Below are 24,888 nucleotides of genomic sequence, written 5' to 3'. Positions count from 1 at the left end.
CGACGAAGCGCTCGACTACGGCCTCGACGGCCTGTTCCTGGTCGCATGCCTCGGCCTCGGCTACGAACCGCCCGTCCGCGACAGCTTCAAACAGACCCACAGCCTCGATCCGCTCGACCTGCCCGAAGACGACCCGCGCTGGATCAAGCACCAGCAAAGCTTTTTCACCGCCTTCGTCCGCCGCGTCAACGACCTGGTCCGCCAAAAGGAACGCGCCACCGGCCGTAAGATCGAACTGATCATTGAAGGCCAGGGCGGCATCGCCAGACCCGGCTACCGCGAACCCGAAATCGGCTGGGAGAACCTGCCCAACTGGGGCGCGATGCCCGCCTATATCGAGATCGAGACCCTCGCCCGCGAGCGCCTCGTCGACGCCCTCGCCTTCTGGTCGTTCCGCGACGTCGACGCCCTGCCCGCCGCCGTCCGCGACAACATCCGCATCGTCAGCCGCTTTCGCTACATGTCAGCCGAACAGTTCACCGAAGAAAACTACCACGCCCGCGTCCGCGAAGCGGAAAAATGCGGCGTCAGCCTCCTGCTCATCAACGAAGCCAGGGGCGCCCTCGCCCGATCAGCCTGGATGTACCCCGGCCCGCCTGGCCCGTTGTTCCGCCTGACCCAGGAACTCATCTCCCGAGAACAGGGCGGCAACCGGTCCTGACAATCCGCCCAACCCGGCTCCGACGGCCCACCCGCCTTACCGATTGATCGAAAACGCCGTTTACGATATACTTACACGTATGAGCCGGCCGAATAACCCAGACCGATCCGCCAACCGCGTGACCATGCAGGACCTCGCCCGAGAACTGTCCGTCTCCCACGCCACCGTCAGCTATGTCCTCAACGGCAAAGCCACCGAGAAAAAAATCCCCCCCGAAACCGTCCAGCGGGTCCTCCAGGCCGCTCGCCGCCACCGCTTCGTCCCAAACTACTGGGCCCAGTCCCTCGTCAAACAACAGCCGAGAGGCATCGGCGTCCTGTTTCCCGACCTGCGGATCAGCAGCGCCCACGAAACCGTCGAAGGCATCGACGCCATGCTCCAGGAATCCGCCGAGGACGGCCTCGTCCAGACCACATTCCTCGCCGGCTGGTTCTGGGACACCCGACGCGAACGCCGCGAAATCGAAGCTCTGCTCGCCAAGCAGGTCGCCGGACTCATCTCCATCCCGCACCGTGACAACCTGCCGTTCTATCAGGAACTCCGCGACCGCGGCTTCCCCGTCGTCTTTGTCTGCGATACCCTGCCCGGCTTCGACGACAACTTCGTGATGCTCGACGGACCCGACGCCGTCCGCCAACTCCTCGATCACCTGGCCCAACTCGGCCATCGCCGCATCGCCCTCATCGGACCCGACGGCCCCAGCGTCACCCAGGAAGAACGCTACGCCGCCGCCCGACAGTATTTCGCCGAAACTGCGACCGACCCGACCGAACTGATGATCTTCAGCAAAACCGGCCAGGAACAGACGGTCTACGACGCCGTCGACCGGGCCCTCGCCCTCACGCCCCCTCCCACCGCGATCCTCGCCATCAACGACGCCGTCGCCTACCAGGTCATGCACCGACTCTTCGAACGTAACCTGCGCGTCGGCCGCGACCTCGCCCTCGTCGGAATCGGCGACCTTTACTTCAGCCGATACGCCATGTGCGAACTGACCACCATCCGCGAACGCCGCTACGACTTCGGCCGATCCGCCGCCGCCATTCTCCTCGACCAGATCGCCGGAAACTCCGGCCCCACCCCCGGCCGACGAATCAGAGGCGACCTGCTCATCCGCGCCAGCAGCGGCCAACCCATCGCCTGACATCCCACGCGACCCGGGTCCGCCTCAGGTTGTAGGGTGCGTCGTCCCGACGCACCGCAAGAAAGCTCGACGGCGTCCCGTCGTGAGGTAGGATAGCCCGTACGGATATCTGATTCGGAAACCGTGACCAAAACGACGATCCCATGCACATCACGATACTCGGATCCGGCGGCTCGCTGCCAACGCCCAGGATCGGTTGTTCGTGCCCCGTCTGCACCAAGGCTAGAACAATCGGTGCGCCGTATGCGCGGCATTCAAGCGCTATGTTCCTCCACGAGGCCAACGCACTGTTCGATTGCCCGGAAGACATCAGCGCGTCCGTCAATGCCGGTCGCATCGAGCGCATCGACGCCCTGTTTCTGACCCATTGGCATCCCGATCACTGCTTCGGTCTGCGGCTGCTCATGGAGTCCGGATACGGTGTCTACCGCGACGTTGCGACAAAACGGTTCTCGCTGTTTGTCCCCCAGAAGGTATACCCGACCCTCATCAAGGTCTATCCCGCCCTCACCCATCAACTGCAGACGTTGCACACAGCCGACCTTCGGCTCCTGGCGGACCGTGAACTGGTCACTTTGGGCGCCACGACGATTCAGCCGATCGGATTCGCCGAAGCGGAGTCGGACACGTTCGCATACCTCATCCGTAACGAGGCGAAGCACGCGGTCCTCTATTCCCCGTGCGACACCCTCTCATTCCGAACCTACCGCGAGTTTCGTCATCTTGACCTCTGGATCACCGAGTGTGGATGCTTCAGCGATTACCCGCGCGAAATCGGCATGGACGAGGCCATGCGCCGCATCGAAGAGATTGCCCCCGGAAGAACAATCTTCACGCACATAGAAGAGGAAGAACTCCGAATGTTTGGGTGGGACTATATGGAGGCCATCATTCAAAGATATCCCCACCTCGCGTTCGAATTCGCCCACGACATGATGGAACTCCATGTCGAGTAGTGGAACGGCCAGACCCCGCTCGACCGCAGCGTTCGCCGAGCCAATCAGCATGGTGCGCCGGCCGAACCTCAGATGAAGCCGCCCGTCGTCTGACTACTCCGCTCCCTTCAAATCCGCCCCGAGATTCGCCAGCAGTGTCGCCAGAATCCGCGTGCGCACCCGACGCGGGTCGTACCGGTCCTGCTCCCACAGCCGATGGCCCGGCAACGGAATCTCCGTCGCCTGCGCCGGATCGTGAAGGTTCAACTGGCACAGGACGATCCGCCCGCGACCGCGAATCACGCTCACCATCAGCGGCTGACCGCCATCGGTGAACTGGTACGTCGGCGGCCGCTGGACGATCCCGTCGCCGTACCACTGACCGTTGAGGATCACCTCGGCGCTCGTCAGCAGCACCCGCCCGCCCTCGATCGGCGAGGCGATGGCGTGACTGGCGATCGCCCACCGCCGGTTGTCCTCGTTGCGAAACTCGCTGCCCCACTCGTCGTAAACAACCCAGCACAGATCGTCGTGGCTGATCCCGCTCACCAGCAAATCATCGCCCGCCTTGGCCGCCTGGAAACACTCGCAGCCGCTCAATCGAACCGGCTGACCGATCAACCGCGACAACCGCTCCACCCCCGCCGGCTCGACCGCTGTGACAAGGATCGTACTACCGCCCTCCGCGCTCCGCGCCAACGCATCAACCCTCGCCTCCGACATCGACGCCAACAGCCGACCGTCAAGAATGACCAGATCGGCGCTCTGCGGAACCGGCTGCGAAGCCGCGACGCTGTCCATCCCGATCAATCCCGCATCGCGCAGCGGAGCGATCAAATCCGCCGCCTCCGCAATCACCGCCACCCGACGCTCCGCCCGCACCTCAACCGGCTGACCAATCAGGTTCAACAAAATCTGCCGCGCCGCCGGCTCGACCGCCAGTTTGCCCGTCACGTCCAACTGACAGACGCTGATCCGACCCGACCCGACTCGCCCCTGCGCCAGCGGCGTCAACTTCAACCCAAGCCGATTCCCCCCGCTCTCCGCCAACGCCACCAGCGGCCCGCGATCCGGCTTGACCAGCAGGTTCCGGCACACCACGTGATCCGCCGCCCAATACTTCAGATCGTCCGCTTCAAGACCGGCAAATGCCGGATTCGCCGGATCGATCGCGAACGCCAGCGTGCAGGCGATCGGCGAACCCGGCTGAGAAAGCCCCAGCCATCCGTCCGGCCAGCGATCCTGAGCCAATACGATCACGTGCGCCCCACCACCCGCCAGACGTTCACACTCAGCCGCAACTTCATCCGTCAACGCATTCGGCCCGACCACCAGCACGCCGCCTCGCGGCATCGTCTCAGGCATCTTCGCCACCGTCCGAACCCGCAGCCCAGCCGCCTTCAGCGCCGCCTCGGCCGCCTTGGCCGGGTCGTACAGCAACACCTCCCGGTCCGCCACGCCCGCCGCCTTCCGGGCAAACAACCGCAACGCCTGCGTCGTGGAACCAACCGCACACCCGTCTCGCCGAAACTCAATCACCAGGTTCAGCGCCGTCGTTGTATTACAGTCCGGAAGCTCGCGATCCAGCGTCACCTCGGCATGCTCGCCCGCGTCAAGCCGAAGCTCCCGCCTTCCCTCGCCAACCACACCGCCCGCCTCATCCGTCAGCCGCCAGACCAGCTCATACTCGCGATCCGCCAGCGTATCGTTGAACGCCAGCACCGTTCGCTTGAGCCTGTCATTCCCATACAACCGCGTGTAATGCTCCTTGACGAACACCGCCTCCGGCACAAACCCCTCAGTGATGCCCTCATACAAGCCGTTCGGCTGCGGTTCGCCGCCGTCCGGCCAGTACAACCCGTACACGCTGGTGTTCCACGGCGCAATCCCCGCCACGTCGCACGCCCGAAACCCGATGATCGCCTCCCGCATGATCCGTCCCAGCCCGCGATAGTAACTCTTCACGTCAACATACGCGCTATCGCTCACCATAAACGCCACCGACCGCGGCGAGGCGTCGAAGTTCCGCCCGAACTCCCCGATATACACCGGCCGCCGCCCGTCCGGCGGCTCATACTTCCACGTGCATTCCGCCGGCTGATCCGCCAGCCAGTACGTCGTCTGCGGATACAGGTGCCAGAACGGCGCCTCGTGAGGATAGTGCAGGTTGATCACGTCCGCTTCGCCATTGAGCCCGCCGTCCCCCTCGTGCATGATCGGCCGCGTCGGATCCACCTCACGTATGAACCCGGCAAACCGCAGCACCCAGCCGACGCGCTCGTCCGCGCGATGGGCCGCCTCCTTCTCCGGCGAATAACCGCCGAGCGACTCGTACCCGTTGGCCACCTCGTTGTCCGCGCTGTACAAAACCACCGACGGATGGTTCCGCACCCGCCGGACCCACTCGTGATACGTCCGCTGCACGTTCGACCAGAACGCCGGATGACCGACGTCCAGATACTGCATCTGGTGTACCGGCCCCTCAGCCGCCAGCAGCATCCCCATCTCGTCGGCCATCTCGAGCCACGAGTCCTCGTGCGGCCCGTGGCCGCGATAGATGTTGATGCCCGCCCGCTTGAGCGTCGTAAACAGAGTCCGAATCCACTCCCTGCTCACGAGTCCTCGCCAGTGCCACCCGTCGCCGCGCAGATTGATCCGCCGACCGTTCAGTCGAAACTGCGCCCCCTCCGTCCAGAACTCCCGAAACCCGAAACGCCGCCTAACTTCATCGATGACCTTCCCGTCGCGAAGGAGCCGCAGCGTCAGCTCGTGGAGATACGGATCCTCCGGACTCCAAAGCCGCGGATCGGGCCACGCCGCCCGAACTTCCCCCTTTCCCTGCCCGTCCAACGCCGCCGCGGGACTCTCCAGTACCACCGCCCCCTCCGCGTCGCACACCACGAACTGTGCCGCCAGTGCCTCTGCCGCTGTCGCCTCCACCTCCACCGTCAGCGACTGCTTCCGAACCGACGGCACGATAAACACATCCCGGATATACACCGGGTCGGTCACCCGCAGTTCGATCGGCCCATACACGCCCCAAACCCACGACTGACCGTACCCCAGCGCATCCGGCGACTGACCGTGCTCATTGGCCGGCGGACCCGAGATCGCCACCGCAATCTCATTGTCCCTGCCGAACTCCACCGCCTCGGTCAGCTCGATCTCGAACGACCCGAACGCCCCGTCGTGCCCGCCGCACAACCGGCCGTTGACCCACACCCGCGTCCGGTAGTTCGCCTGCTCGAACCACAGCGCGACCCGCCGACCGCGCCAAGCCTCCTCCACGCGAACCGCACGCTTCAGCCACACCGACTTGCCGCCGTGGCAATACGGAACCTCCACCGCCGACCAGCCCGACTCCGGCACACTCTCCCCCGCCGACCGACCCTCCACCGTCACGCCCTGCCAGTTATGGTCAAGCACCACGACCGTACGCGACGCAAAAGCAACGCAGGAAGCAACCAAAACGATGAGCACAGTCAGGGCACACCTTGCACGGGTCATGAGAACTCCTGTTACCGACCGGACCAGAAAGACACGTGAGCCGCCGGGATCTCCCCGTCCGTTCGCGCCTCCGTGTGGCCGTCCAGCATCACCACCATCGCCCGCTCCGCGTGACGGAGGTGCAGACCACCCGCCCCGTAATCGGCTCCAGGAACCCCGTACGTCCACGAGAGATTCTTCCAGCCGTTGGGCCCGTCGCCAAAGAGAAACGCCTCGCTGGTCAGCAGATCGTCAAAGACGCTCAGGGCCTCAAAGTCATTGGCGTAGCTGACGTGCACATTGATGCCGTACACCTGCCCGCTATGCCACGGATTGGTGGGACATACCCACACGTTCGAATCGGAAGGAATCTGCTTGCCCACGTACTCGTGCCAGTGATACCAGTCGGGGTTGGAAATGGTCGGGTCCCAGTTCGGCGGCAGCCTCCCGCTGTGCTCGTCCGCATAGAGCCGATACGCCGTGCCGACCTGGCGCAGATTCGTCGCGCAAATCGTGCTCCGGGCCTGGTCTCGCGCCGCCGTCAGCGCCGGCAGCAGAATCGCGACCAGCACCGCGACGATCGCCACCACCACCAGAAGCTCAATCAGTGTAAAACTCCTCGTCTTCATCTTTGCAGCCCGCCGCTTTCTCTTCCATTCAACGACATGATTGCTCCTTCACGCCGACCAACCGCCGCAGCGTGCAACTCCGCGGCTGAAGGCGGAAACTCCCGCGCCTCCATTTCCACCCACTCGGTCCAGTCCGGCCGAAAGTCCTTTTGCGATTCCATCTCCCGCGCCGCCCGAAGCCACAGCGCGACCGACTGCTGCCCGATCTCCCTGAGCCGCGGCCAGAAATACGTGTACCGCTTCGGCTTGGCCCCCTCCACCGCCGCCGGCGGATGAAAACTGACCAGACGGCAGTTGCGGCCGAATTCAAGCCCCAGCGGCCCGCCCGCCTCCACCAGTTCCGATGTGCCGCCCTCCAGCATGAGCACCGCCGTAGGCCTAACCCGCTCCAGCGCCTCGCGAAGATGCATCGGAAGCCAACGGGGATACGGCCACTCGGGAACCCGGACAAACCACTCCGCCGGCCAGCCGACGCCCCCCCCGTCCAGTTCGTCCCGCACGCCCGCCAGACGTTCCGCAATGCTCGAGGTGTTCGCCTCCGGATGCGTCACCAGCACCCTCTGATGCCCCTCATCCAGCAGTATCCTGGCCGCGTGTCTCGCAGCCCGGTAATTGTCTTCCGAAACTAACGGGGTCTGAATCCCCGTCACCCGGCGCTGAACGCAGACCTGCGGCAAACCCCGCTCAACCCACCGTGCGGCCGTGATCGCCATCCCAATCTGCATCTCCAGCCAGATCAGCCCATCCAGTTGACGGTCAAGAAGATACCGGTCAAATCGCCCCGGATCGCCCACCGCCAACTCATGCGGAATCAACTGAACAGCGACGTTGTGATTCGCCGCCTCCTCGAGAATCCCCGGTATGATCCGCGAGTCGTTCCAGCTCAACGCCCCCACCCGATCCCAGATCGACAGCACCACCCCCACCTGCCGCGTGATCCGCCGCTCGCCCTGCCCGCCATCGTCGGCGGGCACCCGCCGAAGAAACGTCCCCTGCCCCGCACAGCTCTCCAGAATCCCCTCCTTTTCCAACTGCTTGACCGCCAGCCGCGCCGTCACCCGACTTACTCCAGCCATGTCCGCAATCTGCCGATGCGACGGAAAACGCCGGCCCGGACCAAGCCCCTCCTCGCGAATGTACCGTTTGAGCCGGTCAACCAGTTCGCCGTATAGCGTCCCGGAGTCCTTACTGAGTTCGATACCCGCCATCGTCAATCCTCTAGCCGACTTAAGCCGGCTTAAGTCTACCAAGTCCCGAATGACCTGTCAATACCCAAACCAACCATGTATCTGAATCGCTATTAATAACTATCGTTAATGACTTCGCATCTTCAACCCACTGTTTGATGCACCGAGCAGAGGCCGGTCCGGATAAGACCTTTCAGCCGGATCGAGGAGTCTGTAGAATTTGACCCTATACATGGATCGACCTCACAGCCGGCCACAGAACTCTGGCTGTGAGAGAGCAGGGCGCATGGCCACCAACCCAGTGACTTGGCAAGTGAGACAAAATGCACGGCAGCCCAACCCTTCCGCTTCGGCGTCTTGACCCAAGCGGAGCGCGTCTGGTGGTGTACGAGAATGGCGGGTTCAGGGTCTGGCAGAGCCACATCCTGACCGGCGACGTTGACGCGGTGCGGGTGGACGTCTGGCACGGCCGGTTCATCGAGGCCGGGCTCGGCTGGAGCGTCCTGCCCGGCGGGTCATACCGGGCGGTCCTGGCACGCAACGGCCAAACTCAACCGCTCGAAGAGTTTGCGGTCGAGGAACAGGAGCTCTTTCGCGGCGATTTCACTCGTCCGCAGGCCCAATGGTTCGGCGACTATGCCGACTGGCACGCCGACGGGACGTGGCGATGCGAAAAGGACGGCATCAGTCCAGCCGACCAAACGGTTTACGTCTTTGCCGACGGCGAAATCCACGGCACGGTCGAGGCCGCATTCCGAGTGGGCGAGCACGAACAGGGCCGCACCTGGGGCCTGATCACGCAGCACTACAACGCATCCTACTACATGCAGATGGTCTTCGACGGGCAAACCGCCAGACTCATCTGGGTCACACCGTCCGGCAACGCCGCCTGTTCGCACAACCTTCTCGCCGAAGCCGCCTGCCCGTTGGCCGCGGGCGACGAGGTCCAGGTCGTCTGGCAGACCAACGGCACAGCCCACCTGCTGCTGGTCAACGGCCGGCAGATCCTGGCCGCCCAGGCACCCGCCGCTGGAGGCGTCACCGTGGTCGGCCTCTTCGCCGACCCGCACACTACGACTTGGCAGACCTTCCGTATGACCACCAGCCAAGCCGTGCCCAAGTACCTGATCGAAAAGGACCAGTACCAAGCCCTGGTCCGCCCCGGCAACATCCAGAAGATGCGCCTCAAGCAGAGCGCCGCGCCGAACCTCACGTTCTTCTGGGAGAGCGGCCTGCAGCACGGCCACATCGGCGGATCGGAGCTCAAGTACACCCAGGGCGCCGACCTGCACATGGTCGGCGAGGGTCCGGTCGCCGACGTCATTGACTGGCGCGGGCCGATGCCCAAAAGCGGCGAGCAGTCGGACGACGTCCGCGGCTGGGCCAGAGGCACAGCGTATTTCTACCCGCAGCGGATCGTTTTGGCCGACTACGTGCTGACTCTCGTCTGCCGCAGCGACGGACCCGATTTCGACCTGCTCGGCCGCGTGGTCAACGGCCATGCACGCCTGGCCCTGGGCAACACCCGCACGTTCATGGAGTGGGCGCTTTGGCCACAGGGCGCTTTCAGCCATCTCGGTCAGCAGACTTGCGGACAGGCCTATCCGCTGGCGGTGGTCTTCCCGCTCGATCTGGGCGGGCAGCAGTGGTTCCTCAAAGCCGTGATCGGCAGCCTGCTGAACGTCGACGGCGACCACCCAGCGAACATCTTCGCCTGGCGGTGCCCGCGCGGTCTGACCGCCAGCCACGACTTCCGCGCCGGCCCGACCATCCCCGGCCGCGAATACGGCTTCTCCATCGTCACCGAATGGCAGCGAGGCGACGATATCACCGCCGCCCAGGCCGACGTTCTCAATCTGCGAGACGACTGGTACCAGCCGATGGCCGTCGAAACCGAAATCGGCACGGCGCTCATCTACGATATGCAACGCGAACAGCCGGCTGAGGCGATCGGCTTCGACGGCTGTTTCGACCGCAACACCGGAACATACGTGTTGATCCCTCAGGATGGACGAGTCAAAGTGAAGCTCGATCCACACGGCATCCGCCGGCGGATGACCGCGTTCTGCCTGCGCGGCATGTCGGAAGGCGCCACGCTGCGCTGCAGGATCGACGGCCAGGCCCTTCGCCCGGGCGACGAGTTTCTCGAACAACCCTTCGGCCGCGATCGGCGGCTCGTGCTCTTGCCGCAGCCGATCGAACAACCGACAACGGTCGAAATCACACTGGAAAGGTAGGACGACGTGAGACGTGAACTGATGGACATGCGGGAGGCCCTGGCCAAGGGGCCGCAACTGGGCTTCGGGATCATGTGGCCGACGAGCGGCGTGATCGAGCGGATCGGCCCGGACTGGGACTGGATCTGGCTGGACGGTCAACACGGGCAACTCGACTATCGCGACGTGCTGGCCGGCGTGCGGGCGGCCAACCTCGTTGATCGGCCGACCGTGGTCCGCGTGCCGGGCCACGAACCCGGCTACATCGGCAAGACCCTCGATACCGGATGCGAAGCCGTCATGGTCCCGGTCATCGACACGCCCGAGCAGGCCAAAGCCGCCGTCGAGGCCAGCCGATTCCCGCCCCTCGGCTCGCGATCCTACGGCGCCCGTCGCGCGGTCGACCTGTTCGGCCGCGGCTATTCGCATCAGGAACGCACTCAGCCGCTGCTGGTCTGCCAGATCGAAACCCAGACCGGCGTCGAAAACGCCGACGCCATCGCCGCCGTCCAAGGCGTCGACGTCCTCTTCTTCGGGCCCGACGACATGGCCATGCGGCAAGGGCTGGCGATGGACAAACCGCGACCGAAGGGCTGTTTCGACAAGGCCCTCAAGACCGTCGCCGACGCCGCCAAACGCCACGGCAAGTTCGCCGGCGGCGTCTTCGCCACACCGGAATCCCTCAACGAAGCCGTCCAACTGGGTTATCGCCTGATCGTCGTCGGCGCCGATGCGTCGCTGCTGCCGGCCGCCTCAGCGGAAAAGGCACAGACCATGCGCAACGCCCTCGGCGGCCAGGCATCCAAGCAAGCCGGCGCCGCCGGCTCGCCGTACTGAACGAAGAGTCCGCCGTGGGCGGCGGACCTACATCTCGGAATGACCCATGGCGGCACATTCAGTCAACTGGCGAGAGCAGATACAAAAGGCCATCTCCGGCGATCAGCCGGAGGCGATCCCAGCCGTCCTGCGGATCGACAAGTGGTACAACGCCTGCATCCATGGCACCGGCCTGCCGGATGAACTGAGCGGCATGTCGATCGAACAGGTCGAAGACCATCTGGGTTTTGCCCGCTCCGCCCGAGGCGCCAAAGTCTACGATATCCGCTACCGCCCGCCGGTCGAACGCATCGAGCGCCAGGAAGGCGACCGCGTCATCACCGAATGGCGCACCGCTTCCGGCAACGTCCGCTGCGTGCGCAGCTATGGCCCCGGTGACCGCGAGGCCGGCCTTTCGCCCACCATCGTCGAATATCCGATCAGGACGCTCGATGACTACCGCGTCTTCGCCGAGATCGCCGAGGCCGCCGAGTTCGTTCCCGCTTACGATACGTACCGGACCTACGACGCCGCGATCGGACCGTCCGGACTGCCGATGGTCATCCTCGGGGCAATCCCGTTTCACGAACTGCTGATCCGCTGGACCGGCTACGAGCGCGGCTACCTCGACCTGTTCGACCGGCCCGACGTGGTGCTGGAAGCGGTCGAAAGGGCCAACCGCGCCTGGCGGCGCATGTGGCCGATCGTCGCCGAGTCGCCGGCTGAACTGGTGATGCACGGGGTCAACTTCGACTCGATGATGACCTCGCCGCCGGTCTTCCGCGAGCATTTCCTGCCGTACCTGCGGGAGTTCACCGCGGCGATGCACACCGCCGGCAAGAAGGTCGCCTTCCACGGCGACGGCGACATGAGCGATCTGCTGGACCTGGTCGTCGAGGCCGGGTTCGACGTGGCCGACTGTCTCGCCTGCGCTCCGATGGTCCGCTGCACGATCGCCCAGGCGCGAAGCGCCTGGCGCGACAAGATCACCATCTGGGGCGGCATCCCCTCGCCGATGTTCGAGCCGTCCACGCCGATCGAGAAACTGCGCGACCATCTGGAAATGATCTACCGCCAGCTCGCCCCGGGCGACCGCTTCATGCTCGGCGTGGCCGATCAGATCATGCCCGGAGCGTCCTGGCAGCACGTCAAGCTCGTCTCGCACTGGGTGCGCGAGCATCGCGACTATCCGATTCGCCTGTGAGGAAAGCGCCATGAGCAAACCCGTCGTGGTCTGTGCCGCCGATATCGGACACCTGCCGGAAACGCAGGCCGTGCTCGAAGACGCCTTCGACGTCCGCTACGTCGAACCGACCGAGCAATCGCTGGCCCAGGAGCTTCCCGACGCCGAGGCCTACTTCGCCTCGCTCCACGTGCGGCTCACCGCGGAACTGATGGCCCTGGCCCCCAAGCTGCGAGCCGCCGCCACCCCGTCGACCGGCCTCGATCACATCGACTTCGACGCCGCCGAGGAGCGCAACATCGCCGTGCTCGGCCTCAAGGACGATCGGACTCTGCTCGACCGGATCACCGCGACGGCGGAACTGACCTGGACGCTTCTCCTCGCTTGCGCCCGCCGAATCCCCGAAGCGGTTGAGCACTCGCGCAAGGGCATCTGGGCCCGCGACGCCCTGCGCGGCCGCCAGATCGCCTACAAGACGCTGGGCATCCTCGGCTGCGGACGGCTCGGCGCGATCGTCGCCGATTACGGCCGGGCGTTCCGCATGCGGGTGATCGGCTGCGACCGCCGCAACGTGCAATTGCCCGACGTCGAGATGGTCTCGTTCGAGCGCCTGCTTCGCGAATCCGATATCCTCACCATCCATATCCATCTGACTCCGGAAAACCGCCGCCTGATCGGACCAGACCAATTCGCGATGATGAAGGACGGAGCCGTCCTGATCAACACCAGCCGCGGCGCGATCCTCGACGAAGAGGCCCTGGTCGGGGCCCTCGAAAGCGGCAAGCTCTCAGCCGCCGGACTCGACGTGATCGAGGGCGAATGGCGGGAAGACCTCTCGCAACACCCGCTGATCGCCTACGAGCGGATGCACCCCAACCTTATCATCACCCCGCACCTCGGCGGCGTAACCTACGAATCCCAGGAAATGGCCTACAAGGCCGCAGCGGAAAAACTCGTCGCCTTCTTTCACCCCTGATTATCGCCCGGTCAATTCCACCTTCACCGGCGTGCACTCCTCGCCGTACCACGTCGCCGCCGAGACGTAGACCGCCTTCTTTCGCGGCTCCTCAATCGTCAGGCTCAGCGGCCCGGCCTGATCCGCGTGCGGCAGCGAGTAATCCGCGTCGTACGCCACCATCCGCAGCTTCCACGGCAGGTATCGGCGGCCGCGCCAGTCATTCGCGGGCGGCAACTCCATCGTGCCGCCCCACCGCTCAGCCGTCCCTCTGCGAATCTTCTGCACCGCCAGCAGCGGGTCCATCTCGTAGACCTTCTCGCCCGTCCGATGAATGATCCCGGCCAGGTGCGATTCGTTGATCGCGTCGGCCGCGGTGCCGTTGGGAGCCACGTATATCCGCACCGAGTTCTGCGGATCGCTCGGTTCGACCCATCGAAACCTGCACCGTCCCTTCTCGTCGACGGCGGCTTCGACTTTCGGAACCGGCACGTCGGCGGTGATCCGCCGCTCCAGCCAACTGCTGTCCTGCAGGATGTGACCCATGTAACTGGCGCTGGTCGGATGCTCGTCGGTATCCCGCTGGCGAAACGTCCCATCCTCGTAGACCATCTCGTGCAGCACGTACCGGAACGCCGCCTTGACCGATTCGTACACCTGTTCCTGCAGGTCCTCGTCCACATAACGCGAGCACCGGCGGATCAGGCAGATCGCGTCCCACGTCGTACCCAGGTAGCACTTCTGTTCGTACTGGTCCGGCTGGGTCGTCAGCCGGTACGCCGGCCAGTTCCAAGCCGCCTTGCGATGCACGCCCTGCTCGTCGGTGTACGACGACTGCTGAGCCAGCGACGTGAGAATGATCTCCTTCGCTCGCGGAATGTACTGGACCAGCGCGTGGCCGCGGGAAACCTGGTCCTCGCGGTCCGGCCGCGGCATGTCATAGTAGCGAAAGTGCATGTCCACCAGGTGAAACGTCAGGCCCAGGCTCAGATTGACCCCATCGTGCCAGTAACCCGTCTCCGGATCCTGATCGTCCATCAACACCTTCGCGAAGTTCTCCAGCCACCCGTCCTCCATCGGAGGCAGCATCTTGCCCGCCATCCCGTTGCGGTACATCGACTGCATGTACAGGATGCCGTGGTTCATGTGCTCCGGCTCGGTCCTGGCCTCCTCGAGGTAGTATTTGCGGAAGCCCTCGTTGGTGGTAATGTCGTACGGCTGGCCGGCCAGGCCGATCTTCTCGCCCAGCACGAACCGCCACGGATACTTCGATCCGAACCCCCACTTCAGGTGATACGGCATCTCCTGATAGATCGGGTTGAACGCCAGACTCCCCGAGAACGGGTCCTGTTTCTCGTTGTTGTCGTAGGTGTTCGAATCGTTTACTACTTCCCACGAAAGGTTCGAGAAATACGCCACGCCGTGAAACTTGTTGTAGAACCGCAGATACACGCCCGCTGCCTCCTCCGGCACGAACGTGTCGGTGTAGTAGCAGTGCCACGGGAACGTTCGCAGCGTCTGGAAGTACCCCTCATGCGCCGAGAGCGGATTGCCGTCGGCGTCGCGAACCGTCACGTAAATGTCGGCGCTGTGCCAGCAGTTGTTCCGGGCCCCGATGTCGTCGCCCTTGTGCCACACGAACAGACGCAGCCGCTTGCCGCGAACGGCGGCCATGTCAACCGGCACCGGTTGGGCCAGGTCGATCTGCCGCGACGGAACCCGATCCTTTTCCGTTTCGAGCTGCGGCCCGAACGGCAGCTTGCCCGTGCAGTCCAGAACGAGGGCCGGCATATTCGACTGCTTGTACGGCGTGTCGATCGGCTGATCGGTCAGCCACCCCTCCGCCGCCTGGTCCGGTCCCAGCATCGCCTCCCACGGCACCGGCGTGGCGAAATGGTCCACCACACCGTGCATGTAGTACCGCCACAGATCCTCCGGCCGGTCGTCCTTGCGCGTATCGGCGGTCCATCGGCCGATGTTGGTGATGCGGTAGTCTCCGATGTCCATGGTCTGCCGCACGGTCTTGATCGTCGCCTGAGCGGGAATGGCCCGGAACGTCACCGCCAGGACGAGGGCCAACACACAAAACATGGAACACGGCATGCCGATTTCGCCTTTCCTTGAGAATCCAGGATGGCCGCACGGGCTATTGCTGATCGAACAGCGACCAGCATTCGTTTCTTGCTTTTCTCGAATCGGCCCAGAAAACGCTCCATTCGAGCAACTGCCCGTTCCTGTCGTGCACGCTCCGTGCGCTGCCGTCGCTGTAGCCGACGTTGTACCCGTTCGCGTGAAGGAGCACCGCGCCCATGAACTGATCGGCCGTCATGGCCTGCGTTGGGTCTGTCACGCGGTTCGGACCGTTGTAGTTGCCCCAGCGGATATACACCGGATCCTTGTTCGAGCCGCTGTGGACGGGCGTAATCCCGCGGAACGGATAGCTGACCCGCCCGTGCCAGATGCCGTTGGTCGAACCTTCGGGGTAGTGGGTCGCGTACGTGTACCTGCTATCCGATGGGCAGTAGAGACTCCGCGGCTGAGGCAGCAGATTGGCAAAGAGCAGCGTCCAGTAGCTGTATTTAACGTAGTAGTCCGCCCCGCTGCCGCCGATCTCAAGATATATGTCGTAGTTCGACCGGTAGCCGCTGGCCCCGCATCCGGGCGCGAAGCGGTCGCCGTGGTCGCCGGCGTACAACATAAACGCTTGAACCAAACTCCGCTGATTGCTGACGCAGACGACCCGCCGGGCCTGCTCCCGCGCGGCGCTCAGCGCCGGCAGCAGCAGCGAAACCAGCACCGCGATGATCGCCACCACCACCAGAAGCTCGATCAGTGTAAAACCCCCGACCGACGATCGGGCCCGCTTGGCCGGTCCTTGTAGATCATGGTTCATCGTCCGCATCCTCTACCGTACGTCAAATTCGGACCAGACGGCACGACGGTTCCATACGATCGAAAAGGCGGCGATCTGACCGTCTCCGTCAAACACCGCCCGTACGCCGCCGTCAGACCGTCCCACGTTGTAGTAGTCCGGGGCATGGGCGCGAGGATATATCTCCGGGTCGCCCGCGAACCGATCGGCGACCATGACCCTCGCCTCGTCCGATAGCGAGTCCGGGCCGCCCAGGTTGTAGTTGTAACGCCTCCCGTCCGGCGGAGTCGTCGTGCCGCGGTACGCGTAACTGACCCGATGCCCGCCCGACGCCCACGGATTCAGACTGAAGTCGACCTCGGCGCGGTAGTCGTCCGAAGGACAGTAGAGCAGCCGCGGGTCGCGAAGCACGCCCCGCAACTCGTGAATGATCCAGTACCCGCTGCTCGACCACTGCTGGCGGGGCGCAAGCAGCGGCCAGTAACTGAACTGCTGAAAGCCGGAAGCGATCCGAAGCCAGTTGTCGTAGTTGGCCGTCCCGCCGTCTTCCGTCCGACCGTCCGTCAGCGGAAACCGACCGGCGTTCTCCTCAGCGTACAGCGTGAACGAAACCACCACGTTGCGCAAATTGCTCTTGCAGACCGCACGCCGCGCCTGCTCGCGCGCCGAATTCAGCGCCGGCAAAAGAACCGCCACCAGCACCGCGATGATCGCCACCACCACCAGAAGTTCGATCAGCGTGAACCCGCCGCGCCTGTGCCCACAAACTCCTCGCCAGACCTCTCGAAATCCGACCAGGGTCGTCATGGTTAACTCCTCGGGGCATTGGCTGAACGGCGTATCATCATTTCCGTTTCGATATAGCGCACACCGGGGTCTTCGCCCTTCCTGAGCATATCCAGCATCTCGCACAGGGTCCGGGCCGCCCGCGTGCGAGGAACCCGCAGCGACGTCAGCGGCGGATCGACGTGCGCAGCCCACGGCAGGTCGTCCGTCCCGACCACGCTGATCTCCACACCCGGCGTCAACCCTCCAGCGCGAAGCTCAGCGTACACGGGATTCACGTGCGGGTCCGAGATAATCAACGCCGTCGGCCGCCGCTCCATCGCCAGCAGCACCCGCGTCTCACTCCGGATGCGGTCCTGATCCCAGCCGACAGAACGCACCCACTCCGGCTCCACCTCAAGCCGGTACTCCATCGCCAGACGATAGAACGCGTCAAGCCGATGGTTCACGGGCCGGTGAAACTCACCCTCCTGCACGCTGTGAAGGTACCCGATCCGCCGGTGGCCCAGTCCCGTCAGGTATTCAATCTGCCCGCGGACCATTCCGGCGTCGTCGAGGCTCAGCATCGGCGAAATCGGCTCAGCCAGGTTCGGCAGCAGATTCAAACAAAGCACGCCCGCGTCCCTGAGCATCTTCAGATAAGGAATGTCGCTGACCCTCAGGCTGCATGTGACCACCTCCGCCCCGTCGCGACGGATGATGTTCTCCACCACCCCCTGCGGATCCGGCTCGTTCCGCATGATGCGAACCCGAAGAAACTCCGACCGACCCGCCAGCTCAGCCGCCACACACGCAATCAACTCGCTGTGGAAACCGCCTCGCACCAGCCCGCCGTGCGCACCAAAAAACAGGTAGTCAATCACCCGCTCCCTCACGGCCGGCCGACCCGCCCGAAACAGGCCCGAACGCGGACGCGATTCGATCAGCCCCTCCCCCTGAAATCGCGACAAAACGCGATCGGCCAACGCCTTGCTGACCCGGCACTGACGCATCACCGTCCGAACCGACGGCAGCCGCTCCCCCGGCGATGCCGCATCGACCACCGACCGCAAATAGCTCTCAACCCGTTGAAAAGGCTCAACTTGTGGTATTGCCGTTCTCATTTTCTCGCCATCTGGGCTGTACAGTTTAGCAATCTGTCCGCACTGTAACACCCAGACAGCAAAAAGTCAACCCCCTCCTGGCCCAGCTCAGGAGTCGAACGCCACACACGTTGCCTCAGCCAGAGTCGTCTCCCCGCCGTATAGCTTCGCCAGCGCCACCTCGCGCAACGGCCTCCAACCCTGAGCATGGGCGATCTCCGCCAACCGCGACGGCGACGCCTCAGCCACAATCGCCTCGCGAAGCTCATCCGTCATCTCCAGCACCTCAAAAACCGCCGTCCGGCCTCGATATCCGGTCTGATTACACGCAGCACAGCCTTTCCCGCACCAGAACGTCCGCGACCGATCGTGCGGATCAAGACCCAACGCGGTCAACTCCTGGTCTTGCGGATCGTACTCCACCTTGCATTCCGGACAGATCAACCGCAATAGCCGCTGGGTGAACAGGCCGCGCACCGCCGACCCGATCATGCGCCGCTCCAACCCCAGATCGATCAGCCGCCCAATGATCCCGATCGTCGTCCCCGCGTGCACCAGCGAAAACACCATATGCCCCGTCATCGCCGCCTGTACCAACTGCTCAGCCGTCTGCAGATCGAGCAACTCGCCGACAAACATGATGTTCGGAGCCGATCGCATCATCGAGTAGATCGCCTGCGAATAGCCCACCCCGATCGCCGGATCGATCTGCATCTGCGTCATCCCCTCGATGTCGTACTCGACCGGGTTCTCAGCCGTCATGACCTTGACTCCCGGCCCGGAAAGCTCGAACAAGGTCGAATAGACAGTCGTGGTCTTGCCGCAGCCGGCCGGACCGCCGCCGAGCACCAAGCCGTACGGCATGTGAATAATCCGCCGATACGCCGCCAGTTGGTCCGGCTCAAACCCCAGATGCTCCAACCCAAGCTTGATCCGCGACGGATGCATCAGGCGGATGGTCAGCGACTCGCCGCGCCACGCTGGGAACGTAGCCAGATGCAGATCGATTGTCTCGCCGCCGATCTGCGTCCGAACCACCGAGAACTGCGGCCGACTCCGCTCGGTCGCGTCCATCGCTGAGGTCTCCTTGATCCGATCCACCAGCGCCTTGCCCGACTCGCGGGACAACGTGACCACGTCGTGCAGCAGACCATCGATCCGCTTGCGAATCTTGACCGTCTCGGCGCCCGGTTCAATGTGCAGATCGGACACGCCCTCCCGAATCGCCTGCCGTATCAATCTCGCCGCGCCCGGTGAGGCCCAGTCAGCCAGTTCTTCCGGCAATGGAACATCTTCTTCACCCAGCGCCGCCGAAAGCTCGCGGTCCAGCCGCGCCAGCAGTTCCGAACCGACCGATGCCAGCTCACCCTCGCTAACCTCCGGCACCCGCACCGCCCGGCCCAATTCGCTGCGCGCGATCCGCCACTGCTTGCCCACCCGCCGGCCGGCGATCCGGCCCTCCGCCAACCAGCGACGCATCGTCGCCTCACTGACCCCAAGCTCCGCAGCCGCCTCCTTGGTCCCCACAAACTCCCCACCACGAGCACTCGCCTGACCGGTCCCATGCTTGATGGCCATGACTGCTCCTCCAGATTGCAGTAATCGATATAAGCGATGTGAACGATATACACACCATAGCCTATAAGCGCAATATATCGGCCAAAACGTAAAAGATCAAGAGGGGAATTCTATCTGACGAACTGGACCTGCCGATTTCTTCGCGCGTGATCCGCCTGCTCCGTGCTGGTCTACGTGAGAACCAACGAAGCTTAGGCGTTGGTGGGCGGCTTGAGGCCCGCGTACATCTCAGACATCTCGACGACGCGGCGCTCCAGGCGGGCCTTCTCAGCCGCGAACACGATCAGGTGGGAGTCGAGGGTCACGTCGGGTCCGGTGCGGATCGCCACGGCGCTTCCATTGCCGATGGCCCCGAAAAACGCCTTCATCAACCCCTGATCGCCACCGCCGTGGCCGCCCGTCATGTCCGCGGCCAGCTTGTTCACGTCGTACTCGGTCCACTGCTCGGAAAGGAAATCGAGCACGCGGATCATCTGCTCCTCGCCCTCGAGATACCCTTTCGAGCCCATCACGCGGACCTTGCGGCCATGCGGCGTGAACGCGCTGAGGGTAAAGCCGGCGGTGATACCGTCTTCAAACTCCATGTTGACCACCTGGCTGTCCATCACGTCGTTATCGCACGCGTAGACGCAACGGCCGTACGGACCCTCGCGCAAGGCCTTTTCCAGGGCCGCTGAGTCCGGCTCCTCGATCACCATCGCCAGCGGCCAACCGAACCCGGACTGATTGAGCTTGCCAAAATAGAACCGCTTGGCCGAATACGGGCACCGCTCGTCGGCCAGCGGGCAGTCCATGCAGCGCTCCGCCGCCTCTGGCGGCGCCGCTTCACGGCGGAAGTGTTTCAGATGCCCGAATGAGGAAACACGGAGACACGGCCGGTCGATCCACCAGCGGAGGATGTCGATATCGTGGCACGATTTGGCCAGTAATACGAATGACGACCCCGCCACGTTGCGGAAGTTGCCGCGGACGAACGAATGGGCGTGGTGCCACCAGGCCACCCCTTCCATGTGCTGAATCGTGCAAATCTCGCCCAACGACCCCGAATCGATGATCTCCTTGATCTTCACGTAGAATGGCGCGTAGCGCAGCACATGACAGACCGCCAGGACGATGTTGTGCCGCTTGGCCGCGGCGACGATCTCGATGCACTCATCGGCGGTCGAAGCCATCGGCTTTTCCAGCAGGATGTGATACCCCTTCTGGGCCGCCCGCACGGATGGAGCGGTGTGCAGCCGCTCTGTCGTGGCGACGATGACCGCATCGGCCAATTTCGGGCGGTCAAGCAACTCCTGCCACGTACGGAACACGTTCTCGGCGGGGATGTTATGCCGACGCACCATCTCATTGCGATGGTAATCCCGCGGCTCAGCCACCGCCACCACATGGGCCAGTTCGGGGTGATCCTCGATGTACTTCCCATAGCTGGTCATCCCGCGGCTGCCCGCGCCGATAACCGCTACTGATACCCGTCCATTGTCACTATCTGACATCGGCCTGTCGTCTCCTTATCACGAGTCGTCATTACCAGTATAGAGCGATTCGCTAGAGGCCACAATCGCGTTTCCAAGAGGGTGTTGCTGGAATCGGGCATGCGAGGCACGCTGTTTGGTCTTGAAAGCCGATGGTCCCTTGTGGATTATCCTGAATCAAGGAACCAACTGATCGAGGTCAAACCGATGTCTGAGCAGAATTGGGCGGCGACTCATGCCCGTTGGATCTGGCTGAGCGGGCAGCAGAAGCCGGACAATGCGTTCGTGCAGTTTCGCAAGGCGTTCGAACTGGGCAGGTCGCCCGCGGAGGCGATCGTTCATGTCTCAGCCGACTGCCGCTATCTTCTGTTTGTCAATGGCGAGGTCGTCGGGCGCGGTCCGGTGACCACCGATCCGCGATACAAACAGGTGGACGTCTACGACGTGGCCACCCGGCTGACGGCGGGAGTCAACGTGATCGCCGCTTTGGTTCTCCAGCGGCACGCCAAGACCTCGCGGCTTTGGCCGGTGCGCGGAGGCTTTGTCCTTCAATTCGATTCTGCGGAACTCTCGTTCGGCAGCGACGAGACGTGGAAGGCCCGCTGGGCGAGCGAGTACGAGGCGGACCCGCCGTTCATGACGCATCAGTACGGCCATCAGGAGTGGCTTGATACGCGGCAGGCGGAGCCCGGCTGGTTGTCGGCGGAGTTTGACGATCGTCACTGGCAGAGCGCCGTCGTCGTGTCCGACAGCGAACGGTATTGGCCGAAGGAACTGGAACTTCGGACCGTGCCGCATATGCGGCGGATCGTGCGTTGTCCGACGCGGATGATCGGGTACTTCTCGGCTGGCAGCAACGGCAGGACGCCACAGACGTATTACGAGCCGGCGAAGGAGATTCAGCAGACCTACGTGGGCAGCAGCATCGTGGTATGGAACGCGGACGCCATCACCGAACCCGAGCGAGGACCGGTGGTCCTGCAGGAGAACAGTTCCGATGGGTTGGGTTTGGTGGTGGACCTCGGCCAGGAGATGTACGGGTATCCCTTCATCGAGTTCGAGGCGCCGGCGGGCGTGGTGGTCGATCTGGCCCATGGCGAGGCGCTGGGGCGCAACCGCGTGGTGTGCCTGCTGCTGCCGGAAAGCGCGGCGGAGCAGCGGTACGCGGACCGCTACACCAGCCGCGGCGGCCGCCAACGGTGGGAGATATTCGACACCAAGGGCGCCCGCTACCTGGAAGCGCACTTTCGCAACCTTCAGCCGGACGAGGACGGCCGCAAGCGCGTGAAGGTCTTCGCGGTCGGAATGGTCGAGAGCGCGGCCCCGGTCGAGCGGGAGACGGACTTTTCCTGCTCCGATGAACTGATGAATCGTATCTTTGGCATTTGCCGCCGCACCATGGAAGTTAAGAACCAGGATTGGCACATCTGCGACGCGGCCCGCGAGCAGAACATGTGGATCGAGCCGTTCCAGGAGATGATGCACCTGCAGATGTTCGGGCGGCACGAGATGCACCGCCAGACCCTGCGAATGTTCGCCCGCGGGCAACTGGCCGACGGCTTTATTCCCAGCACGATCCCGAGCATCTACGACGCCGAGCAGACGGCGGCCAACCAGTACATCTTCCCGACCTACACGTATCCGCTGGTGGTTTATCTCGACTGGCTCTACGGCGGGCCCGATCCGCGGCACGAGGAGATGCTGTGCGTCTGCGAGCGGATCTTCGACGTCCTGTTCGCGTACATCGGATCGGAGGGCGTGCCGCGAAACACACCGGGCAGTCACTGGTGCGAGTGGAGCGGAATCGACACGCGTCCCAGCGACGTGAACTCAAACGTGCGGGATTCCTGGGAAGTCACGTTCTTTGCGGGACATCTGGTGTTGTCGCTCGAGTGCGCGGCGCGAATGGCGAAGGCGTTGGGCAAGACGCAACAGGCCAAGCGCTGGCTGAAGGCGGCACGGGAGATTCGGGCGGCCGCCAACCGGCGCTACTGGTCGCCGCAGCGGCGGGCCTACATCGACGGCATCTACGACGGCCGGATCAGCGAATCGGTCAGCCAGACCACCAACGCCATGGCTGTGCTGGCCCGCCTCGGTGATGAAGACCGTTTGCACACCGCGCTGCGGACGGTGTGCGACCCGGCGGCGTGCGACGTGCCCAGCCAGGTCAATCAGACCACGTTCTTCCATGAGGCGCTGGCCATGCTCGACATGGACGCGCTGGTGCCGGCTGAAATCCGGCGGCTGTACGGCAAGATGCTGGAAGCCGGGGCGACCACCACGTGGGAAAGCGAGTTCGCCCTCGAACGGTCGATGGGCTGCTGTTTCGGATTCGCCGCCCATCCGCTCTGGACGATGGTCCATCAGTTCCTCGGCGTCGTCCCGTTGGAGCCGGGCCACCGCGTCTTTTCCGTGCGGGTCGCTCCGCACGATCTGGCGCACGCCCAAGGCCGCGTCGCCACACCGCACGGATACATCGAAGTCTCCTGGCGAAGGACCGCGGAGGACCTGACTCTCGATCTGGTCGTGCCAGCGGATTGCCAAGCCGTCGTGGCCCCGCCACGGATCTCCGGCTGGCAATCGGTGTCGGCCGCATCGCTGGATGGCGCGTTGTGCCCCCTGGTCCCGCACCCCGTGGCTGTATCCACCTACACGGTCACGACGCTTCCGGCACTGACGGTTGGCCAAGGCCCGCACCACATCCGGTTTGATCGCGGTTGAGAAGATCGCTGCCTACTCGGTGTCGACCCTGAACGTCTTGATTTCGAACGGGTTCAGATCGAAGCGAAAGCCCTTCCTGTTGTCTTCGATCTCGACGGCCTGGCATTCGGTCTCAATCAGGTTGGTCCGGCAGCATCGCCTGATCGGTCGGAACAGCCGCAGGCGGGCGCCCTGAGTACTGCGCCCTTGTGCCTCATAGACGCGAACGACGGTACCGCCTTCCGAAGATCGGAGAGTCGAGAGCACCACATTGTCCGCTGAGACTTCCGCAAAACTCATTCTTGGGGGCAGCGGTCCATCGTGTCCGGCGGCGGTCAGGGCGATCAGCGGGGCGTTGAACTGCGCTCCGTGGCGATACAGCCGTGCTTCCCGCCAGTCGCCCGTGTGCGGAACAATCGCATAGTCGAAGGTGTGGGTCTTGCCGATCTCATATCCGCCCTCGGTGGGGGTCTCGAGTTTGAAGCCTCCGACCTCGGCGTAGCCCTCCTTGATGGCGGTGCACTTGAGCAGCGAAAGCATCATCACGCCGTCGACCACGTTGTTGCCGGGCAGGCCGCGGTTGAGCAGGCCCACGCCACGGCCGTCGCCGGTGTAGTCGATCCAGTTCTGGGCTGGGAACTCGCCCTCACCGCGTTCGATCGCGCCGAAGGGGATCTCGTGGACGATGCTTCCGTCCCTGATGGTGGTCGGCAGGGCCATGCGGTAGCGCACCCGCCGGTCGCGGTTGATCAGAGTGGTGCGGATGTCGATCCGGGGCAGTCCGGCGTAGACGCGGACGCGGGTGGCGAAGTGGCCCTCGCCGAACGGATGCTCGATCGCCATCTGGGCCATGGCCCTTCCGGAGCGGATCGTTCCGTCGCCATGGTAATTGGCGGAAAAGTCCGCGCGCGGGGATTCAATCGCGGGCAGCGGATAGCGTCCCGGCATGGGGCTGAACGCATCGCCCCGGCAGGGCCCGTTGTACTGCCAGAAGTTGCCGCAGTCCTGCTCGCGGACGATCACGTTACCGAAGGGGAAGCTCTCGGGAACGACTTCCCACCCACCGGATTTGTCATGGAGGCTTCGGATCGCCCCGCTCCAGAGGTCCAGTTCCAGCCGCAGGTGGGCGTTCTCCAGGACGCCGACGTGTTGATCGGCCCGCAGGCCTTCGTACCGCTGATTGGTG

General features: G+C 64.0%; 18 protein-coding genes. 8 read left to right on the top strand and 10 right to left on the bottom strand.

Going from position 1 to position 24,888, the window contains the following annotated elements; genetic code table 11:
* The 3 genes from GXY33_09355 to GXY33_09345 form a co-directional block, all read left to right on the top strand.
* A partial coding sequence (locus GXY33_09355) for a hypothetical protein (protein NLX05338.1) occupies nt 1–661 on the top strand: 661 nt, incomplete at its 5' end.
* A gap of 118 nt (nt 662–779) precedes the next feature.
* A complete protein-coding gene (locus tag GXY33_09350) occupies nt 780–1,805 on the top strand; it encodes a LacI family transcriptional regulator (protein ID NLX05337.1) in 1,026 nt (341 codons plus the stop codon).
* A gap of 263 nt (nt 1,806–2,068) precedes the next feature.
* The gene (locus tag GXY33_09345; protein ID NLX05336.1) at nt 2,069–2,761 is read left to right on the top strand and encodes an MBL fold metallo-hydrolase; all 693 of its coding nucleotides are present in this window, start codon (nt 2,069–2,071) and stop codon (nt 2,759–2,761) included.
* 93 nt (nt 2,762–2,854) lie between these two features.
* Here the strand turns inward: GXY33_09345 and GXY33_09340 are convergent, their stop codons facing one another.
* From GXY33_09340 to GXY33_09330, 3 genes are all read right to left on the bottom strand, one after another.
* Nucleotides 2,855–6,169 carry a hypothetical protein gene (locus GXY33_09340; protein NLX05335.1) on the bottom strand — a complete coding sequence of 1,105 codons (3,315 nt, stop codon included), beginning with the start codon at nt 6,167–6,169 and terminating at the stop codon, nt 2,855–2,857.
* An 89-nt stretch (nt 6,170–6,258) separates the two neighbouring features.
* Entirely contained in the window at nt 6,259–6,855 is a 597-nt protein-coding gene (locus tag GXY33_09335) for a prepilin-type N-terminal cleavage/methylation domain-containing protein (GenBank protein ID NLX05334.1), read from the bottom strand.
* A complete protein-coding gene (locus GXY33_09330) occupies nt 6,852–8,063 on the bottom strand; it encodes a GntR family transcriptional regulator (GenBank protein NLX05333.1) in 1,212 nt (403 codons plus the stop codon). The genes GXY33_09335 and GXY33_09330 overlap by 4 nt, the downstream gene beginning before the upstream one ends.
* Nucleotides 8,064–8,422: 359 nt before the next feature.
* On the opposite strand from GXY33_09330, the gene GXY33_09325 reads away from it, so the two are divergent.
* From GXY33_09325 to GXY33_09310, 4 genes are read left to right on the top strand one after another with little or no spacing between them, the layout of a single operon-like run.
* A complete protein-coding gene (locus GXY33_09325; GenBank protein ID NLX05332.1) occupies nt 8,423–10,279 on the top strand; it encodes a hypothetical protein in 1,857 nt (618 codons plus the stop codon).
* A 6-nt stretch (nt 10,280–10,285) separates the two neighbouring features.
* Nucleotides 10,286–11,095 (top strand): hypothetical protein, encoded by an 810-nt coding sequence (locus GXY33_09320; protein ID NLX05331.1) that lies wholly within the window; start codon nt 10,286–10,288, stop codon nt 11,093–11,095.
* 46 nt (nt 11,096–11,141) lie between these two features.
* Nucleotides 11,142–12,278, top strand: coding sequence for a hypothetical protein (locus tag GXY33_09315; GenBank protein NLX05330.1), 1,137 nt, complete (start codon nt 11,142–11,144; stop codon nt 12,276–12,278).
* A gap of 10 nt (nt 12,279–12,288) precedes the next feature.
* Nucleotides 12,289–13,233 carry a hypothetical protein gene (locus GXY33_09310; protein ID NLX05329.1) on the top strand — a complete coding sequence of 315 codons (945 nt, stop codon included), beginning with the start codon at nt 12,289–12,291 and terminating at the stop codon, nt 13,231–13,233.
* Here the strand turns inward: GXY33_09310 and GXY33_09305 are convergent, their stop codons facing one another.
* The 6 genes from GXY33_09305 to GXY33_09280 form a co-directional block, all read right to left on the bottom strand.
* Nucleotides 13,234–15,315: a hypothetical protein gene (locus GXY33_09305; protein ID NLX05328.1), complete on the bottom strand. Its 2,082-nt coding sequence runs from the start codon at nt 15,313–15,315 to the stop codon at nt 13,234–13,236.
* 43 nt (nt 15,316–15,358) lie between these two features.
* Complete coding sequence (locus tag GXY33_09300; GenBank protein NLX05327.1) at nt 15,359–16,105, bottom strand: prepilin-type N-terminal cleavage/methylation domain-containing protein; 747 nt, start codon at nt 16,103–16,105, stop codon at nt 15,359–15,361.
* 12 nt (nt 16,106–16,117) lie between these two features.
* Nucleotides 16,118–16,891, bottom strand: a complete 774-nt coding sequence (locus GXY33_09295; protein NLX05326.1) for a DUF1559 domain-containing protein — start codon at nt 16,889–16,891, stop codon at nt 16,118–16,120.
* A gap of 2 nt (nt 16,892–16,893) precedes the next feature.
* Nucleotides 16,894–17,973 (bottom strand): substrate-binding domain-containing protein, encoded by a 1,080-nt coding sequence (locus tag GXY33_09290; GenBank protein ID NLX05325.1) that lies wholly within the window; start codon nt 17,971–17,973, stop codon nt 16,894–16,896.
* Nucleotides 17,974–18,060: 87 nt separating this feature from the next.
* Nucleotides 18,061–19,530: a Flp pilus assembly complex ATPase component TadA gene (gene tadA / locus GXY33_09285; protein NLX05324.1), complete on the bottom strand. Its 1,470-nt coding sequence runs from the start codon at nt 19,528–19,530 to the stop codon at nt 18,061–18,063.
* A 191-nt stretch (nt 19,531–19,721) separates the two neighbouring features.
* The gene (locus tag GXY33_09280; GenBank protein ID NLX05323.1) at nt 19,722–21,023 is read right to left on the bottom strand and encodes a Gfo/Idh/MocA family oxidoreductase; all 1,302 of its coding nucleotides are present in this window, start codon (nt 21,021–21,023) and stop codon (nt 19,722–19,724) included.
* A gap of 186 nt (nt 21,024–21,209) precedes the next feature.
* Between GXY33_09280 and GXY33_09275 the strand changes: the two genes are divergently transcribed.
* Nucleotides 21,210–23,723 (top strand): family 78 glycoside hydrolase catalytic domain, encoded by a 2,514-nt coding sequence (locus GXY33_09275; protein ID NLX05322.1) that lies wholly within the window; start codon nt 21,210–21,212, stop codon nt 23,721–23,723.
* 12 nt (nt 23,724–23,735) lie between these two features.
* Here the strand turns inward: GXY33_09275 and GXY33_09270 are convergent.
* The coding region (locus GXY33_09270) for a hypothetical protein (GenBank protein NLX05321.1) at nt 23,736–24,888 on the bottom strand (1,153 nt) is incomplete at its 5' end.

The organism is Phycisphaerae bacterium, assembly GCA_012729815.1.
In the GTDB taxonomy this organism is placed as follows: Bacteria; Planctomycetota; Phycisphaerae; order JAAYCJ01; family JAAYCJ01; genus JAAYCJ01.
The sequence above is the reverse complement of the archived record's forward strand: the minus strand, read 5'-3'. Positions and strand labels throughout refer to the sequence as shown.

Excerpts from the sequence above, each read along its gene's own strand:
- GXY33_09305 (NLX05328.1), bottom strand. The coding sequence starts at position 15,315 with ATGCCGTGTTCCATGTTTTGTGTGTTGGCCCTCGTCCTGGCGGTGACG.
- GXY33_09335 (NLX05334.1), bottom strand. The coding sequence starts at position 6,855 with ATGAAGACGAGGAGTTTTACACTGATTGAGCTTCTGGTGGTGGTGGCG.
- GXY33_09330 (NLX05333.1), bottom strand. The coding sequence starts at position 8,063 with ATGGCGGGTATCGAACTCAGTAAGGACTCCGGGACGCTATACGGCGAA.
- GXY33_09275 (NLX05322.1), top strand. The coding sequence starts at position 21,210 with ATGTCTGAGCAGAATTGGGCGGCGACTCATGCCCGTTGGATCTGGCTG.
- GXY33_09295 (NLX05326.1), bottom strand. The coding sequence starts at position 16,891 with ATGACGACCCTGGTCGGATTTCGAGAGGTCTGGCGAGGAGTTTGTGGG.
- GXY33_09300 (NLX05327.1), bottom strand. The coding sequence starts at position 16,105 with ATGAACCATGATCTACAAGGACCGGCCAAGCGGGCCCGATCGTCGGTC.
- tadA (NLX05324.1), bottom strand. The coding sequence starts at position 19,530 with ATGGCCATCAAGCATGGGACCGGTCAGGCGAGTGCTCGTGGTGGGGAG.
- GXY33_09315 (NLX05330.1), top strand. The coding sequence starts at position 11,142 with ATGGCGGCACATTCAGTCAACTGGCGAGAGCAGATACAAAAGGCCATC.
- GXY33_09310 (NLX05329.1), top strand. The coding sequence starts at position 12,289 with ATGAGCAAACCCGTCGTGGTCTGTGCCGCCGATATCGGACACCTGCCG.
- GXY33_09290 (NLX05325.1), bottom strand. The coding sequence starts at position 17,973 with ATGAGAACGGCAATACCACAAGTTGAGCCTTTTCAACGGGTTGAGAGC.
- GXY33_09345 (NLX05336.1), top strand. The coding sequence starts at position 2,069 with ATGTTCCTCCACGAGGCCAACGCACTGTTCGATTGCCCGGAAGACATC.
- GXY33_09280 (NLX05323.1), bottom strand. The coding sequence starts at position 21,023 with ATGTCAGATAGTGACAATGGACGGGTATCAGTAGCGGTTATCGGCGCG.